Origin of the sequence: uncultured Draconibacterium sp., assembly GCF_913063105.1 — a bacterium.
GTDB lineage: Bacteria > Bacteroidota > Bacteroidia > Bacteroidales > Prolixibacteraceae > Draconibacterium.
Genome location: NZ_CAJXYQ010000033.1, coordinates 1 through 19,399, shown reverse-complemented (window position 1 = coordinate 19,399; position 19,399 = coordinate 1). Strand labels below are relative to the sequence as shown.

Sequence of the window (19,399 nt, the reverse complement as noted above, 5' to 3'; positions counted from 1 at the left end):
CTTTCTTCGGGTTTGATATCCAAAGCCGTGCGGTATTCGTTGCGCGAGTTTTCGTAGGCTTCGGTATTGAATAACTCATCAGCACGGGCGATGGCATCGGTGTAATTTTTATCCTTCTCGGCCTGAAGAGCGGCCAAGCGGGCAGCTTCGGCTTCGGCGGCTTCTCGGGCCAAACGCTCGCGTGTGCTTACAATCGAATCTATTTTAGCCAGCTGCTCATCGGGGTAAGTTTCGTCGGCCTTGGCCTGTTTGGCTGTGTTGTAGGCAGCAATAGCGGCGTCCCAGCCTTCGCGGCGGAATTCGCGGTCGCCCTCGGCAACAGCTTCTTCGTAAGCTTTTTGTGCTGCTGAAAGTTGTGCCAGGATGGTTCCGATTTCATCGATACGCTGCTGCGGATAACTTTCTTCGGGTTTGATATCCAAAGCCGTGCGGTATTCGTTGCGCGAGTTTTCGTAGGCTTCGGTATTGAATAACTCATCGGCACGGGCGATGGCTTCGGCGTAATTTTTATCCTTCTCGGCCTGGATAGCGGCCAGACGGGCAGCTTCTGCTTCGGCGGCTTCTCGGGTCAAACGCTCCTGGTCTGCAATTAATCCTTCAATCTTCACAAGCATCTCAGAGGGGTAAGTTTCCTGAGCCTTTAGTTGAGCCGCTTCTATAAAAGTACTCTTCGCTTCCGTATAGTTTTTTTGCTGAAACAAACGATCTGCACTGGCAATCAAGTCATTGTACTGACGATCAATTCTTGCAATATCATTTAAAACAGTAGCAATTTCATTAAGCTTATCTTTCGGGTATTGCTCTTTTGGTTTTATTCCCAGCGCTTCGTTATATTGGGTTCTGGCATCTTCATAATTCTTCATAGCCAACAAATTGTCGGCCTGTGCAATTACCTGTGCATATTGCTCATCAAGACCTTGTTGTGCCACAATCCTTTCTATTTCTTCAAGACGTTCAGCAACATGTTTGTCGCCTGCTTTCAGGTCATCGGCTTTTTGATAAAGCGCCTTCGCGCTGGCATAACTCTTTGCATCAAACTGTTTATCGGCCTGATTAACATATTCATTAAAACTATTCTCGGCATAGATTATCTGGCTTAGCTCTTCTACCCTCTTTTTGGTTCTGGGTTCATCGGGTACCAGCGCCAGTGCCTGTTCATAGTTCGATAAAGCTTCAGGGTATTCTTTTCGTTTGTAGGCTCTGTCTGCCTCTGCTATCAATTTGTCAAATTCCATGCGGTTCAGAATATCTTTCATCACCTTCCGGGTCTCTTCAATTCGGCGTGTTGCCTTTACATCGTTGGGTTTGTATGACAGGGCATTTTCAAAAGATGTTAGGGCACGATCGTAAAACTGTTTGGAGAACATACGCTCTCCTTCCATCATGGCATCGTCGTAATTCTGTTGTTTTTCCTGATTTTTGCGTTGATCGGCCAGTAATCCATTTATCTCAGCAATTTTACTTTTAGGGTATTGTTCGTTGGGTTTTATCTCAAGCGCGCGGTTAAAAAGTCCGAGTGCTTCGTTAAACAATAATTCGTTTATGGCCTGGTCTCCTTGTACAATAAGATCCTGGTAATTTTTATCGATAAGCTGTTGGTCGGTTAATTCTTTTATTTTTTTAAGCTGGTCGTTTACATACTGATCAAAAGGTTTAATAGACAAGGCACGATCATATGATTTTTTAGCATCGGGTAATTGTCGGTTCGCAAAATGCAAATCGCCTTCCTGAACCAGTTTATTAAATCTGGCTAACATCGCCTTATCCAGATCTTCGGCTACCATAATTAATCCCAACAGATCATTTATTTCGGCAATGCGGTCTTTTGGAAATTGCTCGCTTGGAAAGATTTTACTGGCGGCCTTGTACCCATCCAGCGCGGCAATAAAGTCTTCGTTACTGTATTCCGTTCCGGCTTGTTCCAGCAACTCGTTGTATTCTTTACGCAGCTCAGCCAGTTCAGCACGAGTTAAGCGACTCATGTAATCCGCATTCCGATCAACCTGTTGCGCTTGCATTACTGCCTGATTTATAAGTCGCTCAATTTGTGCATCGTTGTAATACAATTCTTTCACAAAATTATCGACACTTGGGCTGTAAAAGATTTTCAGCACTGTATTTTCAGAAAAGGAATTGTCGATGCCTGGTATCTCGGTAAACAAATTAATGTCAACCGGAAATGGTGGAAATTTAGGATCGGCACTTAATACTTCCCGCGGAACAGCTGTTTCAACGACTATTTTCTGACTAAAATTTCCCTGATGTTGAAATACCAGTTCCCATTTGTGATTCCAGTTCAGCTCCACTTTGTATTTCCCATCAGCGCCTACACCATAATTATCCAGTCGCCGGCCATCTCGAAACATTTGTACAATTGCACCTTCTGCCGAACCTTCCTGAACTGCAATAGTTCCTTCAACAGCCAAGCCATTAGCGCGTTGCGCATTTGTTTGCAAAAAAAAGATGAGAATAAATAAACCTGTAAGTATAGAATATAAAGCCTGCTTCATATTAAGTTGTTAATTAAGAAAGAACGAAAATAAAAACAAATAATTATCCTTTAAATAAAATGATGATTGATTTTGTTGAAGAAGTATAATTTTACATTTTGCAGGATTTACCGGCAGTTTTATTACATTTTTCAACGAGATGTATTATTTTGGCGCAACATTTATTTCATCAATAAGCAAATGACAACAAAACGAGAAGCCACTCTCTTTATGGCATTATTGCCCATACTAATTTTAATTGCACTATTAACTTTTAATGTTTTACTTTTTGATGATACTTTATCAGGAGCCAACCAAATTGCACTAATGCTGGCTGCTGCCATTGCCGGACTTGTTGCTTACCGTTTAGGCTATGGCTGGGATAGTGTACGAAAAAAAATTGTGGCCACCATTGGTTCTGCTATGCCCTCCATTTTAATTTTACTTTTAATTGGTTCGCTTGCCGGCACATGGTTAATAAGCGGAGTTGTTCCTGCAATGATTTATTACGGACTCGATATAATAAGCCCGAAACTGTTTTTGTTCACAGCTGTGGTAGTGAGTGCCATTGTTAGTGTTGCCACCGGAAGCTCGTGGTCGACCATTGCAACTATAGGCGTTGCATTGCTTGGAATTGGACAGGCCATTGGGATAAATGAAGCGATTGTGGCCGGAGCAATCATAAGTGGTGCGTACTTTGGCGACAAAATGAGTCCGCTAAGCGACACCACCAATCTGGCACCTGCAATGGCCGGTACCGATTTGTTTACCCACATCCGGTACATGACTTTCACAACTGTTCCGTCAATGACCATAACACTTATTATTTTTCTGGTTATTGGCTTCAACTATGATTTTTCTAATGCATCAATCGATGTTCAAAACGTAAAAACGGCAGTAGATACCACTTTTAATACCAGCCCCTTACTATTTTTAGTTCCTGTAATTTTATTAACAGTTATAGTTTTAAAGGTGCCTCCACTCCCCTCATTGCTTATCGGAACCTTATTGGGCGGAATTTTTGCAATCATTTTTCAACCAGATGTAATCAGGAGCATAGCCGGAGATATTGAAAATTACACCACCGCATCCTACTATTCGGTAATGCAAGCTATGTTTGGCGATGTTAGCCTTACCACCACTAATGAAAATGTAAATGATTTACTCAGCACATCAGGTATGCGCGGAATGCTTGATACCGTTTGGTTAATTCTTTCGGCGATGGTATTTGGCGGCGTTATGGAATCGGCAGGATTATTACGACGAATTACCCAACCTATCGTAAAATATGCAAAAAGCACCGGAAGCCTGGTTGCATCAACCGTTGGAACCTGTATATTCTTTAATACAACGGCTTCCGATCAGTATATTGCGCTGGTAGTTCCGGGTCGTATGTATAAAAAAACCTATGAAGATAAGGGTCTAAAACCAGAAGTACTTAGCAGAACGCTGGAAGACAGTGGAACCATTACCTCGGTACTTATCCCCTGGAATACTTGTGGCGCCACTCAATCAAGGGTTTTAGGTGTTGACACCTGGGCCTACGCACCCTATGCTTTCTTTAATATCATCAGTCCGTTTATGACCATTCTTTTTGCTTATTTAAACATTAAAATCAGAAGGTTGGTGAAGACTGAACCAGGTCCGGGAGAAATTCAGAATCCAACAGGTTCAAAATAATATCAATTAATAATAAACGCAGTAACTTTTCGATACTGCGTTTCCGGTTTACGTCATTATTAATTTACACTAGTCGTTTCGCACGTGGTATTAAAGTAGTTAAGGTTCCAACCTTGATTGGTTGTCCTGCTTCAATACTTTTTCGGGCTGCTGTTCCAACCAGTATCGACATAGCTCCGTCGCGGGTACCTGCCAAATGCTGGTACTCATCCTCTGCATTAGGTGTTCTAAAAAGATGGTCGTGTAAACGTTTATCTCCGCCACCGTGGCCGCCACGACTGTAGCCCACATTTATTATCTCCTGTTCGCCCCACAGCTTGTGCAAAATAATTGGTTTTTGCTGCAATTGCTGATTTCCTCTCTGATCCATTTCTGCCTTGTGCATATCTTCCTGCGATACATGTACCTGCTCCAGGTATGGCACATCCAAAAAGGCTTCAATGCGTCCTTCTGTACCGTTAAATGCAACTCTCCATCCTTCCCAGGGCGAATAAGTTGTAAGCATGTAATTAAGATGAACGTTATTGGCATATTTTACATTCACGTTCATTTTGTCGTAGATATTTATTTCGGGTCTGAAAAGACAACTGTCGCGAATATAACCATCATGTTGTTCATGTTTCACATACAAGTTGTATTCGGTTCTACGTTTAGTAATGTCATAAAAGAACGGACAAGTACCTTTTTCATCGCAATTTCGGCAATTTACACCACTCTTCTCCGGGCGATTACCATAAAATTCCAAATCACCTGTCGCATAAACTTCATCCGGATCAGAGTCAATCCACCAATTCAACAGATCGAAGTGGTGGGTTGATTTATGAATCAGCAAAGTACCACTCCACTCGCGCTGTCCGTGCCAACGGCGAAAATAAGAAGCTCCATGGCTGGTGTTTAGCATCCAGGTAAAATCAACCGAAACAAGCTTGCCAATTGCACCTTCCATAAGCAATTCTTTTATTTTGGTGTTATAAGGGCTCCAACGGTAATTAAAACCAACAATTACTTTGCGTTTATACTTTCGCTCAGCATCTAAAATCTGCTGGCATTTGTCTTCATCGGTAGTAAGCGGTTTTTCGGTTAAAACATCAACTCCATTTTCCAACGATTTTATAATATATTGATGGTGGGTTGCATCCGGAGTTGTAACCATTATTAAGTCCGGTGTTTGCTCACTAATCATATCATCAAAGTTGGTGTAGGTTTTACACTTTTCACCAACCCCAATATATTCTGCGGCATACTTTACCCGTCCAGGGTTACTATCCACTAAAGCAACAAATTCAAGGATGTCGCCATATTCGTCAACCAGGCGTTTTCCCCAAAAGCTGTTACCTCGGATTCCGGTGCCAACAAGAACCATTTTTAACTTACCTTGTGCAAGCACTGCAGCTTTTAATGGATTAGACACGACCGCTCCGGCAGCTATAGTGCCAATGGTTGCAAGAAAACTTCTTCTGTTTTGCATTTCTATAAGTTTAAATTTGATTGTTAATATCCTTACTAAACTTAAATTGTTTTATTTCTTTAGCCAAGCACTTTAATTTGTGTTACGTAAAAATTGTGTTAACTTTGCTTTTAACACAATTCATTTACAGCCAGTTAATGAAAAACTACCATCAAATAAATAAAGAGTTACATAAAGTATTAAATAGCCAGTGCTTTGCAAAATCGGTTGTTCTCAAAGAGCTTTTCAAGCATTTAGTAGAAAAATCATTGAAAGGCGAAGAACTTCGTGAGATTGAAATTGCCTACGAGGTTTTTGGTAAAAAACAAAGTCAGGAAAAAGAGAAGAATATACGCATCTATATCTTTAATCTGAGAAAAAAACTCAAGGAATATTATGCAAAAGAAGGAGCCGGGGATGAAATAGTTTTTTCTATTCCAAAAGGTGGTTACGAAGTTGATATAAAAGTAAACCGCAAACTTGTGTGGACGAGCAGAATAACAAAATTAAGTCCTTACATATTAATCGTTAGTGCACTCTTTTTAATATTTTCATTACTTATTTACCAGGGTAAAAACAGAGTACAAATTACAAAAAGCTTTTTATGGAACGATATTTACACCTCTGATTATCCGCTGCTGATTGTGCTGGGCGACCACTATTTTGTGCGCGCCAGAAATACCCTGGGACAAATGGGAACAACACGTTACACCAGCATCAACTCTGATAAAGATTTTGAAGCCTTGTTAAACACGCTCCCACCCGGACAAGATGATTTTAAGAAAACTTCGCAAACTTATATTAATAAACAAGCGCCTTTTGCGCTGTACAAGGTGTTAAGTTTTTTGGGAGGCAACCAAATGAATATAAATATGCGTTACTCGAGCGACTTGCAATGGGAACATTTAACAAACCGCAATACGCTATTCATTGGTTCGTATAAAACTCAAGGCATTTTAAAAGACGTTTTTGAGAAAACCGGAATTTCATTCGACTCTAAAAGTTCAATGGTATCATACCTGCACAACGACTCGGTTTCGGTTTTCCAACCCGATACCGAAGAGTTTCTCACCCAGGAATATGCCTCTTTAATTCATTTTAAAACCAGTGATGAAAGAATTGTTATGGCGCTAATGTGTAACACCGATGTGGGAAACATCGCAACCGTAAAATACCTCAGTCGACCGGAGCACCTTAAGCAGCTGAAGCAACTACTAAAAGAGCATAACAATACCAATTTTAAAGCCTTATTTGAAGTTAGTGGTCAGAATCAAACCGATTTTCAGATTTTTTTAAAAAGAATAGATCCCATACAAGTTGATATCGACAAGATATGGCCCTGACAGGCAGTTTTTATTGGCATTTTATAAAATCGTTGCCTAATAACTTTCTAAGTTCGGTGGCTGTTTCCGATTAAAAAATTACATTTGCGACTCAAAGCCACAATTTTCATTTTTACAGAAAACGATTGATAAGTAAAATCGTTATATGAAGCATATTGATTATAATTCCGACTGGCGCAAGGTAGCGTCAACAATCTACAAAAAGCCTACCGACTCGAAAATCTATGGTATGGTAGAGTTAGATGTTACCGAAATTGAGAAATACATTGCTCAAAAAAGAAAAGAAGGTTTAAAAACTACGCTCACCTACATTCTCACCTTAATTGTTGGACGAGCCATACGAAACGAAGTTCCGGAGTTGAATACTTTTGTGAAAGGTTCAAAAATTGCACAACGAAAGCAGGTAGACGGTGTTGTAAGTGTACTGTTAGCCGGTGGAGAAATGGGCTCAGTGAAGGTTGAAAACGCCGATCAACGAACCATTCAGGAGGTTACAGATGAGATTGCCGAACACATCCGTCAGTCGAGACAAGGTAAAGAACGCGATGCCATGCAATCAAAAAATATGCTTGCCCGGGTACCCTGGCCATTCCGCAAGTGGTTGTTTCGCCTCTACCGTGTACTTACCATCGATTGGGGAGTATCGCTCCCGGGCATTGGACTCGATTCGAACAGCTTCGGATCTTACGTAGTTTCAAATATTGGTACAGTTGGTCTCGATACGGGGTATGGTTCATTACTGCCTTCTTCTAATGTTTCATTGGTATTAATTCTTGGCACAGTGCTAAATAAGCCAGCCGTAGTCAACGGCGAAATTGTTCCGCGCAGAATAATGCTACTTTCAGCAACTCTCGACCATCGGGTTGTCGACGGCTCTCACGGGGGCAAGTTATTTCGCCACATAAAATACCTGGTAAAAAATCCACATTTGCTTGAAGAAAAACCTGATACTGATCTGGCTAAATTCTAATTTTCCTAACATGGAAAAATGTTCCAAAACATATTGAAATATTTTTCCCGTGTACGAACACGGAAAAATAATTTTTTTGTTTAGATTTGGAAGCGATTAACTAATTAAAAGGTTTTTCAAACCATAAAATTCTTATAGCTATCGAACTAAACAAACAAATACGGATAAAAGATATTGCTGAACGAGCAAAAGTATCGATTGGCACGGTAGACCGGGTGTTGCACAACCGAGGAGAAGTTGCCGAAGCCACCAAGAAAAAGATTCTTGAAATTATAAAAGAACTTGACTACCAACCTAATATACTCGCCAGCACGCTTGCTTCAAAAAAATCGGCAACTTTTGCCACTTTACTACCACAGCCTCCTTCAGAGGATGGGTATTGGAGCAAACCAATAAAAGGTGTAGAAAAACGAATTGCGGAGCTGCCTCAGTATGGTCTTCAAATCGAGTCATTTACTTTTAGCCAAACCGATCCTGCCAGTTTTGTAAAAGAGGCCAATAAGGTACTGAATATTAAACCAGATGGCGTTGTTCTGGCTCCCTTTTACAAGAAAGAGGCCACTGTTTTTATCGAAGAGCTTAAAAACAATAAAATACCCTTTGTTTTTATCGACTCTGAAATAAAAGATGCCGGGCATCTTAGTTACATTGGGCAAAATTCCTACCAAAGTGGCCTGGTATCAGGAAAGTTACTGGATTTAATCCTTCCCGATGGAAATATCCTGCTCATTCATTTTGCCAAAGAAATGGATAACCAAAACCACCTGGTACAACGCGAAAAAGGTTTTTATAACTGGTTTGCGAAAAAGAAAGAAAACAATCACCAGTTGTACACGCTTGAGATTCCGGATACCAATTCAGATGAATGGATGAATAAGGTTGAAAAAGAAATCCATCAAAAAAATATTAAGGGCATTTTTGTCACTAATTCAAAAGTATTTTTTGTTGGGCGCCTGCAAAACAAGTTAAAACTTGATAACCTTAAAGTAATCGGGCACGATTTGCTAAAAGAAAATATTGAATGTTTGAAAAACGACCAGGTACAATTCCTTATCTGCCAACGACCTGAAGAGCAAGGGTATAATGCAATAAACAAGCTATTCAGGAGAATCGTGCAAAGAAGAAATATTCAAAAAGAAAACTATACATCTATTGATATCGTAACAAAAGAAAACGTTGATTATTATAAAGAATTTAAATAACAGATATGCAAGCATTATCATTTAGCGATTTAAAAGGAAAGGTATGTGTAATTACCGGGGGAGCCGGTGTTTTAGGCACAGCCATGGTTAAAGCCATTGCGTCGGTGGGCACCAAAATAGCCATTGCCGATATCAACAAAGAAGTTGCAGACAAAGTAGCTTCAGAAATAGCAAAAGAATCAGGAGCAGAAGTTATTGGTGTTAAAGCCAATGTTCTTGACAAAAGCTCCCTGGAAGCAGCAAATGTAGAAATTAACAAAAAGCTAGGTCCAATTGACATATTGATTAATGGTGCCGGAGGCAACAGTCCGCAGGCCACAACAAAGGTTGAAACCATGACCGAGGAAAATATGGATAAATTGGAAGACACCTTTTACGGGCTGGAAATGGAAGGTTTTGACAAAGTGTTTGCACTTAATTTTAAAGGAACCTTATTACCAACCATGGTTTTTACACGCGACATGCTGAAAAATAAAAAAGGTGTGGTACTTAATATTTCTTCCATGAACTCGTACAAACCGCTCACCAAAATTCCTGCTTACTCAGCAGCAAAAGCATCAATCAATAATTTTACCGAATGGTTATCGGTACATTTGGCCAAAGTTGGTATACGGGTAAATGCAATTGCGCCGGGCTTCTTTATCACCAATCAAAACCGTTTTCTGGTAATGGACGAAAAAACAGGAAACTACTCCCCTCGCGGACAAAAAATTGTTGATAATACACCAATGGGGAAATTCGGGGAACCTGAAGATTTACAGGGAGCAACACTCTTCCTTATCTCCGACATATCTAATTTTATAACCGGTATTGTTATTCCGGTTGATGGAGGCTACAGTGCTTTTGGAGGAGTTTAATTTTTAACAAATGATAATGTAAAAGCCAAATCGCTTGATTTGGCTTCTTTAACTCATCATTCCGTTAACGCTAACGCAAAAAAATAGTTAAAATAAAAATGGTATAAAAAAGGCCGATCGGATAATCCACTGTTAAAATCGGCTCAATAAAAAACAAATATTATGGAACTAAAACAAAACTGTAAATATGCCATGCTTGTTCCAACCAGCATGGGAACACGCATCACTCCGGAGAATGGACAACCTGTTCACTCCAGCGATAAATTTACACTTTATGCCACCAGTGCCGAGACCAATGTTGCCAGCATTTCGTCGTACCTGGGTTTACCGGTAAAAGTTTTAACCGCCTTTGTAAAAGACAGTCCGATTGCAAAGTTTATTAAAAGTAATCTTAAAGCACGCCACATGGATTATGAAGGACCGGAAGTTGAACAGGGCAATCCGTGGGGTTACCGTCACCAGATAAATATTGCCGATAGCGGGTACGGTACCCGCGGGCCTCGCGTTTTTAATGACCGTGCCGGCGAAGTAGGTCGTACCCTTAAAGCCAGCGATTTTGATTTGGAGCGCATTTTTGGTGAAGAAGGGGTGCAAATCGTTCATCTCTCGGGGCTTATTGGTGCATTGTCGCCTGAAACAACTCAGTTTTGCCTGGAAGTAGCCCGTGTAGCTAAAAAGCATGGCACAAAAATTTCTTTCGATCTTAACCACCGTGCCTCGTTCTGGAAAGGTCGCGAAGAGCAACTGCATAAAGATTTTACCGAAATAGCATCAGTATCTGACATCCTGATTGGCAACGAAGAAGATTTTCAGCTTTGCTTCGGAATTGAAGGCCCGGCTGCCGGAGGCGAAGGATTAAAAGCAAAAATAGATGGCTTTAAGGGACTCATAACCAGAGTTAAAGAATCTTTCCCCAATGCATCAGTATTTGCTACCACCTTACGCGAGGTAGTCAGCGTTAACGAACACCTTTGGGGGGCCGTTATGCTTGAAGGCGACAACTGGCATGTTATTGAACCCAAAAAAATTGTTGTACTCGACCGCATCGGAGGTGGAGACGGTTTTGTTGGTGGAATGCTTTATGGAATTCTGAAAGGCTGGGATGCAGAAAAGTGGCCACAGTTTGGCTGGGCAACGGGCGCAATGGCTGCAACCTTTTTAACCGATTACGCCCAACCTGCCGATGAAGACCAGGTATGGAGCATTTGGGGAGGAAATGCCCGAGTGAAACGATAGGCTTATCCAAATTTTCTGTTTTGAAAAGAGCGCAATTTAGCACTCAGGTTATTTTTATAACAGCAAAAACAATACTATGATTTATTTTGAAAAAGGTTCTGTAAATACAGCATTAACCGGCGATGACCTTCGAAATGGCTTATTTGAAGCTTTCGAAAATATGGGTGAACGAAAAAAAGTGCTGGCCATTCCGCCAGATTATACCCGACTGCCTTCGCGCGCAGGTGAGTTAACAGAATTTACCTGGGAATATTTTAAAGAACGACTTACTGATGTACTTCCGGCTCTTGGCACACATACACCAATGACGCCCGACCAAATCGACCATATGTTTGGCCAAATGCCGGCCAGTCTCATACGTGAACACGACTGGCGCAACGATGTAATTACGCTGGGCACAGTTCCTGCCGATTTTGTGAAAGAAGTTTCTGAAGGGGCTGTTGACTACGCTTGGCCGGCACAAGTAAATAAAATCCTTGTTGAGGGTAATTTCGATTTAATATTGTCCATTGGTCAGGTTGTACCGCACGAGGTTGTCGGCATGGCAAACTACAATAAAAATATTTTTGTGGGTACGGGCGGATCAGAAGGCATAAATAAAAGCCACTACATTGGTGCAGCCTACGGAATGGAGCGAATGATGGGACGCGCTGATACTCCGGTGCGCAAAGTTTTTAACTATGCATCTGAAAACTTCTCGAATCACTTGCCAATTGTTTATGTTCAAACCGTTGTTGGGCTTAACAAAAATGGGCAATTGCAATGCTATGGCCTTTTTATTGGCGACGATTTTGAGGTATTCGACAAAGCTGCAAAGCTTTCGCTAGAGGTTAATTTTGAAATGGTAGAAAAACCTATAAAAAAAGCTGTGGTTTGGCTCGATCCTACCGAATTTAAAAGTACCTGGCTGGGCAACAAAAGTATATATCGTACCCGTATGGCTTTAGCCGATGGCGCCGAATTGATTGTTTTGGCACCTGCCTTAAAAGAGTTTGGAGAAGATCCGCAAATTGATAAACTAATACGGAAATACGGCTACTTTGGCACACCACATACTCTAAAACTGGTGAATGAAAACGAAGACCTGCAAAACAACCTGGGAGCAGCAGCTCATCTTATTCACGGCTCATCCGAAGACCGCTTTGGCATAACCTATTGTCCGGGAAAACAAGCGGGCAATTTAACACAAAAGGAAATTGAAAGTGTTGGTTTTAAGTACGGAGATTTTGATGTAATGACGGCAAAATACAATCCGAAAAAACTAAAAGATGGCTTTAATGTATTGCCCGACGGAGAAGAAGTCTTTTATATTTCCAATCCGGCAATTGGTCTATGGGCCTTTCGCGATAGATTTGAATATTAGCCCTTGTTAATTAAGAGAATTAGCTTAAATCGTTTCACCTCGAAAAAAAGTGTAAACGAAATTTGACAAAATGAATCAGCAGAAAACCATTAAATGGGGAATCATAGGTGTTGGCAATGTTACTGAAGTAAAAAGTGGCCCGGCATTTTACAAAATCAATAATTCAAAACTCGTTGCCGTTATGCGACGAAGCGAAGATAAAGTAAAAGATTATGCTCTTCGCCACCGTGTACCCAGGTGGTATACGGATGGTAGCGCATTAATTAACGATCCGGATGTTGACGCCGTTTACATTGCTACCCCACCCGATACGCATGCCTCATATGCCATTGAAGCGCTAAAGGCAGGTAAACCGGTTTATGTGGAAAAACCCATGGCTCGAAATTTTAACGAATGCCTGGAAATGATACAAACGGCTGAGCAAGTAAAACTGCCAATCTGGGTAGCGTACTATCGACGCGCTCTTCCCGCTTTTTTAAAAGTAAAAGAGCTGCTTGAAAACGAACAAATTGGAAAGCCCTATGCGGTTAATGTAAAGTTATACAAAGAGGCTGAAGAACGAAATCAGAAACCCGATGAAATGCACTGGCATGTTTTTCCTGAAATTAGCGGTGGCGGGCACTTTTTTGATCTTGCCTCCCATCAGTTCGATTACCTTGATTTTATTTTTGGCAAAATAACAACTGTGTTCGGACAAGCCGTAAACCGGGCAGGCCTTTATCCAGCTGAAGATACCGTATCAGCAAGCTGGAAACACGAATCGGGTGTTCTTGGAAGCGGTAGCTGGTGTTTTGCCGCTGATAAAAATTCAGTTGAAGATTCTATTCAGATTATTGGAGAAAAAGGCGAAATTTGTTTGTCGTGTTTTTCACATGGCGAGGTTCTCCTAAAAAACAAGGATGGAGCAAAAAAACTGAATTTCAATAATCCGGAGCATATCTCGCAAAACCTGGTTGAACAAGTTGTAAATGAACTACTCGGCAGCGGACGTTGTGTAAGCACCGGAAAATCAGCAACACGTACCAGCTGGGTACTCGATGAAATAGTTAAATCATATTACGCTGAAAAGAAGAAAGAATAACGTACATTTTTCACCACTATGAAAATTGTTATAGACAATAAAATACCATACATAAAAGGAGCTTTAGAGCCCTTTGCTGAAGTTGTATACCTTCCCGGCAATCTAACAACTCCGGATGTGGTTAAAGATGCCGATGCATTAATTACACGTACCCGTACCATTTGTAACCGCAAGTTACTTGCAGGCTCTAAGGTTAAATTTATAGCTACTGCAACTATTGGTTTCGATCACATTGACACTGACTATTGCGAAGAAGCAGGCATAAAATGGACCAATGCCCCGGGTTGCAATGCCGAGAGTGTAAACCAGTATATTGCATCTGCTTTGTTTTCGTGGTCGATGCGTAAACGGGTAGACTTGGCAAGTTTAACCATCGGAATTATTGGGGTTGGAAATGTAGGAAAACGCGTTGAAAAAACATGCAGAACACTGGGGATGAACGTATTGCTTAACGACCCACCTCGCGAGCGTGTGGAAGGAAAACAGTATTTCACCTCATTGGAAACCATAAAAAGGGAAGCAGATATAATTACTTTTCATGTGCCTCTCAACGAAAGCGGCAAAGATGCCACTTACCACCTGGCAAACGAGGAATTCTTGCAAAGTCTGACTAAAAAACCGTTAATTATCAATTCGTGCCGGGGAGAAGTTACCGATAACGAAGCAATTTATAATGCCATTGAAGCAAACGATATCGATGGTTTTATTGTTGATTGCTGGGAGAATGAGCCGGACATTAGCCTCGATTTGTTAAATTTAAGCGACTTCGGAACACCACATATTGCCGGATACTCTAAAGACGGAAAAGCGAACGGAACAAAAATGAGCGTTCAGGCACTAAGCAAATTTTTCGGTCTTGGAATAGATAACTGGGAGCCTCAGGAAATTGAAAAACCCACCAATACAACTATTGAAATAAATGGTAATCAACGACGTGAATATTCCATTCTGGCGGAAGCAATCTTATCAACCTACGACATTGAGAATGATGATGACAATTTGCGCGAAGCTCCGTTAAAGTTTGAACAACTAAGAGGCGACTACCCTGTCAGACGTGAGTTTGCCACATATTCAGTTAAAGCTGATAATATTAACAACGATACGCTAAATAAATTGAAGAACCTTGGTTTTTCAATAGCAGAATAGATTAAAGAACCACATAAATAATAAAATACTTAAAAACAATAAAATGAAAAAATTAGCAGACATTGGCTTAATCGGGTTGGCTGTAATGGGCGAAAACCTGGTTTTAAACATGGAAAGTAAAGGTTTTACGGTTGCCGTTTACAATCGAACAGTAGAAAAGGTTGATAAATTTGTAAACGGACGTGGTGCCGGTAAAAACTTTATCGGAGCACACTCCATTGAAGAATTATGTGCATCGCTCGAAAAACCCAGAAAAGTTATGATGTTGGTAAAGGCCGGGCAACCGGTTGATGCTTTTATCGACATGGTAATTCCGCATCTTGAGCCTGGAGATATTATAATTGATGGAGGAAACTCTCATTTTCCGGATACGGTTAGACGTACCGAATATGTTGAAAGCAAAGGACTGTTATATATCGGAACCGGCGTATCAGGCGGAGAAGAAGGCGCCTTAAAAGGCCCCTCAATTATGCCTGGCGGATCGCCGGCTGCATGGCCACATGTAAAAGAAATCTTTCAGGCAGTTTCGGCAAAGGTTGAAAGTGGCGAAGCTTGTTGCGATTGGGTTGGCGAAGGTGGTGCCGGCCATTTTGTAAAAATGGTGCATAATGGAATTGAGTATGGCGACATGCAAATTATTACCGAAGCCTACCAGTTAATGAAAGAGCTTTTGGGTATGAGCAACGACGAAATGCACCAGGTTTTTAAGAAATGGAACGAAGGTATTTTAGATAGCTACCTGATAGAAATTACTCGCGATATTTTGGGTTACAAAGATGAAAACGGCGAGGAAACAGTTGAAATGATTCTGGACACAGCCGGACAAAAAGGAACCGGAAAATGGACTGGAATTTCGGCCCTCGACCTTGGTATTCCGTTAACGCTAATTGGAGAGTCGGTTTTTGCCCGCTGTCTGTCGGCTCAAAAAGATTTACGTGTTGAAGCATCAAAAGTAATTGCCGGACCAAAAGCAGAGTTTGAAGGAGATAAGCAGCAATTTATTAACGACATCGAAAGTGCCCTTTTAGGTGCCAAAATTATTTCGTATGCGCAAGGCTACAACCTTATGATGGAAGCTGCCAAAGAATACAAATGGAACCTGAACTATGGAGGAATTGCATTAATGTGGCGCGGTGGTTGTATTATTCGTTCCGTATTTCTTGGCGATATTAAAAAGGCTTTTGACAATAATCCTGAATTACCGAATTTATTGCTTGATCCATTCTTTAAAGAAAAGGTTGAAGAAGCCCAGGCTGGCTGGCGCAGAGTTTGTGCCACTGCTTTGGCAAACGGAGTTCCGGTGCCTGCACTAACCTCGGCGCTTTGTTATTTTGATGGTTTCCGTAGCAAACGCCTACCGGCTAATTTACTTCAGGCCCAGCGCGATTACTTTGGAGCACATACCTACGAACGCATCGACAAGCCTCGTGGTGAGTTTTTCCATACCAACTGGACCGGCCGTGGTGGCGACACCGCATCGTCTACTTACAACGTTTAAAAACTAATATTGATAAAAAAGAAAAGGAAGCTTCTCGCTTCCTTTTTTTATAGGTTAATCATCGCTTTAACTGTCCCAAACTTGTAACCTTCAACCATATCAAAAGCTACCGGTGTTTCTTCCAGATTAAACTCATGTGTAACCATTTTTTCAACATCTACTGCGCCCGATGTTACCAAATCAATGGCTTCCTGTACACAATGGTTTTGCCGGCGTACATTAATCAAAGTTAACTCTTTTCTCCGCATCAAATCCATATTAAAAACATACTGCGCTTCCGGAGGTATCCCTACCAAAACTAATTTACCTCCTGGCTTTAAAATTTTTATGGCATTGTTAACAGCTTCCTGTTCCCCACTTGCTTCAAAAACTACATCCAGTAATAGCTCGTTCCGGTTTTTCACTTCTTCTTCCACTTCTTCTTCACCCGGGTTTATCTGCCACGAGGCCCCAATATCACCTGCTTTTATAAGCCTGTAATCAAGTGGTTCAATCATTCCAACATCCGCAACCATATCTGCTTTCAATTTCATTAGTATACTTAAACCAATTGGTCCGGCACCAAAAATGGCAACAGTTGTATTTTTATTTTTTATGGCTGCCAAATTTACGGCATAAACGCCAATGGTAAGTGGCTCGATAAGCGCAGCCTGAATGGCATTCAATTTACCGGTTACCGGAAAACAAGTAAACGAAGGCATAACAATGAACTCAGACAAACAACCTTCAATTTGGCCCGGACATCCCAGAAATTTATTATTCCGGCAGGTATGTGGCCTGCCCGCCAGGCATTGGTCGCAGCTTCCGCAATGTACAGAAGGATCAACCACCACCAAATCACCAACTTTTACATTATCAACAGCCGCTCCTATTTCAGCAATTTCACCCGAGCATTCGTGCCCAACTCTAAAAGGATAGTCAACTACCTGCGAACCAATTTTACCTTCTGAATAATAATGAATATCAGAACCACAAACGCCGATAGTTTTTAGCTTAATTTTCACGTCCTTATCGCTGCTGATAACTGGCTCTGGTATTTCAGTTAATTGCATTTTTCGGATACCTGTTAAAACAACTGCTTTCATTCTTTAACTGTATTTATACAAATAGTACTTATTTATCCAACAACTTGCTTTTTAGCAATTAAGCCCGGTGATGTAGCTACTACAACGCAAAATATGCTGGCCCCATGCTAAAAAAACCTCTTATGCAATTTAAAAACTATTCATTATGAATTATTGAAATGCCTCTAATTTTTTTTGTGTTTATATAATGACATCAATAAACTTGGTATATTAGAAAAATGATACGTTGCGAAAACATACATCTCAGTTATAAGAACAAGTTAATTCTTTCTGATTTTAATCTCGAAGTAAAGAAAGGAGAAAACGTTTGTTTAAGTGGTGCTTCCGGCAAAGGGAAGTCCTCGCTGTTAAACATGCTTCAGGGTTATGTTATTCCGCAAAAAGGGAAGGTATTTATTGATGGTGAACTGGTTAGTGCCACAACGGTAAAAAACATTCGAAAAAAAATTATTTATGTCCCGCAAAATATTCATTTACCGGTAAAAAACGGGAATGCCTTAATTGAACTGTTAAGTACCAAAAGTGAGCTTTCAAAAACATATCACCTGCTTAAACAACTTGGCTTATCAAAAGATTTCCTCAATCAGGATTTCTTAAAAATAAGTGGAGGACAAAAACAACGTATAATTATTGCCATATGCTTGTCGTTACCCAAAGAGATTCTTTTAATGGATGAACCCACCGCATCACTTGATGATAAAGCAATCAATCTTCTAATAAAAACCATATACGAGTTAAAAAATAAAACCATTGTTTCTGCTTCGCACAATCAACATTGGGCAGCTAGTTGTAACCGAACGATTAAGTTATGAATGCAATTGTAGATATAAATCTGAAGGAATTGGCTTTGGGGGCTTTTTTATTGCTTATCCCTATCGGGTTTCTTTACACCTACCGCATAAAAATGGTAAAAGATGTACTAATTAATGTAGCTCGAATGGTGGTTCAGTTAAGCTTGGTGGCCTTGTATCTCGAGTTTATTTTTGATTTAAACAGTGCTTTGATTAATTCGCTTTGGGTGCTGGTAATGATTTTGGTAGGAGTGCTAACGGCCATAAACCGAATTGGCCTGAAAATTAAATTTTTTATTTTTCCATTTTTCATTGCCGGTTTAACCTCCGTTTTAATTATCGATACTTTTTGTCTGGGTTTGATATTAAAACTCGACTATATTTTTGATGCCCGATATTTTATTCCCATCACCGGAATGGTTTTAGGAAATGCTTTAAACCACAATATTGTTGGCTTAAAAACCTACTTTAAAAGTCATACCGAGAAACAAGACCTTTACCGTTTTTTGCTCAGCAACAGTGGAAATCAAAAAACTGCTGTTCGTCCGTTTATTGAAGAAGCGGTTAAAATGGCCTTAAATCCGATGATTGCCAATATGTCGGTAATTGGTCTGGTAACCCTACCCGGCATGATGACCGGACAAATTCTGGGAGGAAGTCCACCGGCTGTTGCAATTAAATACCAGGTTATGATTATGATTGCCATTTTTGTTGGTTGCACAATTAATATTTTTGTAAGTATAGTTTTTACCAATAAAATTATTTTTGATGCTTATGGAAATATGAAAGAAGCTACAATAAAAACAACCAGGTTTTTGCAAAAAAAGATACAACGTTAAAAAATGCAGCAGAAAATACTTTACCACTTCCTTAACAGTAGCCATTATTTCTTGCTGTAAGAAAAACAAACAGAAACATGATTTTTATCAGACATTGTCCAATGTGTAGTTTTTCGAATAAATCGCTTTTTTTTTCAAAAAAATTCAAAACTATTCTATAACATATTGCTCAACTCATACAGCCTGACTATCAATATTCTACACAAAACAAAAGTAAGCTTTTTAACAAATATTAATTAATTTTAAAAAATACTTAAGGTTTAAGTCAATTTTATACTATATTAGCGAAGCCTTAATGAATAAAACGATTTAGATACTTATTAGAACTACCTTTTCTCTATTAGACCAATAAGTTTTCTGATCTAACTAAAC

The 19,399-nt window shown here is 40.3% G+C and carries 15 protein-coding genes; 12 read left to right on the top strand and 3 right to left on the bottom strand.

Going from position 1 to position 19,399, the window contains the following annotated elements:
- Window positions 1–2,510: hypothetical protein (locus QZ574_RS19040; RefSeq protein WP_297092522.1), on the bottom strand; the 2,510-nt coding region annotated here is incomplete at its 3' end.
- A 180-nt stretch (window positions 2,511–2,690) separates the two neighbouring features.
- On the opposite strand from QZ574_RS19040, the gene nhaC reads away from it, so the two are divergent.
- Window positions 2,691–4,169, top strand: a complete 1,479-nt coding sequence (nhaC, locus tag QZ574_RS19035; RefSeq protein ID WP_297092520.1) for a Na+/H+ antiporter NhaC — start codon at window positions 2,691–2,693, stop codon at window positions 4,167–4,169.
- Between the two features lie 64 nt (window positions 4,170–4,233).
- Here the strand turns inward: nhaC and QZ574_RS19030 are convergent, their stop codons facing one another.
- A complete protein-coding gene (locus tag QZ574_RS19030) occupies window positions 4,234–5,637 on the bottom strand; it encodes a Gfo/Idh/MocA family oxidoreductase (protein ID WP_297092519.1) in 1,404 nt (467 codons plus the stop codon).
- Window positions 5,638–5,774: 137 nt separating this feature from the next.
- Here QZ574_RS19030 and QZ574_RS19025 point away from each other — a divergent pair, with 137 nt between their 5' ends.
- From QZ574_RS19025 to gnd, 9 genes are all read left to right on the top strand, one after another.
- Window positions 5,775–6,959, top strand: a complete 1,185-nt coding sequence (locus tag QZ574_RS19025; protein ID WP_297092518.1) for a hypothetical protein — start codon at window positions 5,775–5,777, stop codon at window positions 6,957–6,959.
- Between the two features lie 145 nt (window positions 6,960–7,104).
- On the top strand, window positions 7,105–7,929 hold the full coding sequence (locus QZ574_RS19020; RefSeq protein WP_297092517.1) for a 2-oxo acid dehydrogenase subunit E2: 825 nt from the start codon (window positions 7,105–7,107) through the stop codon (window positions 7,927–7,929).
- A 128-nt stretch (window positions 7,930–8,057) separates the two neighbouring features.
- Window positions 8,058–9,131: a LacI family DNA-binding transcriptional regulator gene (locus QZ574_RS19015; protein WP_347841588.1), complete on the top strand. Its 1,074-nt coding sequence runs from the start codon at window positions 8,058–8,060 to the stop codon at window positions 9,129–9,131.
- Between the two features lie 5 nt (window positions 9,132–9,136).
- The gene (locus QZ574_RS19010) at window positions 9,137–9,988 is read left to right on the top strand and encodes an SDR family oxidoreductase (RefSeq protein ID WP_297092516.1); all 852 of its coding nucleotides are present in this window, start codon (window positions 9,137–9,139) and stop codon (window positions 9,986–9,988) included.
- A 162-nt stretch (window positions 9,989–10,150) separates the two neighbouring features.
- Window positions 10,151–11,224 (top strand): PfkB family carbohydrate kinase, encoded by a 1,074-nt coding sequence (locus QZ574_RS19005; protein ID WP_297092514.1) that lies wholly within the window; start codon window positions 10,151–10,153, stop codon window positions 11,222–11,224.
- Between the two features lie 76 nt (window positions 11,225–11,300).
- A complete protein-coding gene (locus QZ574_RS19000; RefSeq protein ID WP_297092512.1) occupies window positions 11,301–12,587 on the top strand; it encodes a lactate racemase domain-containing protein in 1,287 nt (428 codons plus the stop codon).
- Between the two features lie 70 nt (window positions 12,588–12,657).
- Entirely contained in the window at window positions 12,658–13,668 is a 1,011-nt protein-coding gene (locus tag QZ574_RS18995) for a Gfo/Idh/MocA family oxidoreductase (protein ID WP_297092510.1), read from the top strand.
- 18 nt (window positions 13,669–13,686) lie between these two features.
- On the top strand, window positions 13,687–14,814 hold the full coding sequence (gene pdxB, locus QZ574_RS18990) for a 4-phosphoerythronate dehydrogenase PdxB (protein WP_297092508.1): 1,128 nt from the start codon (window positions 13,687–13,689) through the stop codon (window positions 14,812–14,814).
- Between the two features lie 43 nt (window positions 14,815–14,857).
- Window positions 14,858–16,312 carry a decarboxylating NADP(+)-dependent phosphogluconate dehydrogenase gene (gene gnd, locus QZ574_RS18985; RefSeq protein WP_297092506.1) on the top strand — a complete coding sequence of 485 codons (1,455 nt, stop codon included), beginning with the start codon at window positions 14,858–14,860 and terminating at the stop codon, window positions 16,310–16,312.
- A 47-nt stretch (window positions 16,313–16,359) separates the two neighbouring features.
- Here gnd and QZ574_RS18980 read toward each other — a convergent pair whose 3' ends face one another.
- Complete coding sequence (locus QZ574_RS18980) at window positions 16,360–17,397, bottom strand: alcohol dehydrogenase catalytic domain-containing protein (protein ID WP_297092504.1); 1,038 nt, start codon at window positions 17,395–17,397, stop codon at window positions 16,360–16,362.
- A 218-nt stretch (window positions 17,398–17,615) separates the two neighbouring features.
- Here QZ574_RS18980 and QZ574_RS18975 point away from each other — a divergent pair, with 218 nt between their 5' ends.
- Both QZ574_RS18975 and QZ574_RS18970 read left to right on the top strand, forming a co-directional pair.
- Window positions 17,616–18,209 carry an ABC transporter ATP-binding protein gene (locus QZ574_RS18975; protein WP_297092502.1) on the top strand — a complete coding sequence of 198 codons (594 nt, stop codon included), beginning with the start codon at window positions 17,616–17,618 and terminating at the stop codon, window positions 18,207–18,209.
- Window positions 18,206–19,027, top strand: coding sequence for an ABC transporter permease (locus QZ574_RS18970; RefSeq protein ID WP_297092501.1), 822 nt, complete (start codon window positions 18,206–18,208; stop codon window positions 19,025–19,027). Before QZ574_RS18975 ends, QZ574_RS18970 begins: the two co-directional genes overlap by 4 nt.
- The last annotated feature ends 372 nt before the right edge of the window (window positions 19,028–19,399 follow it).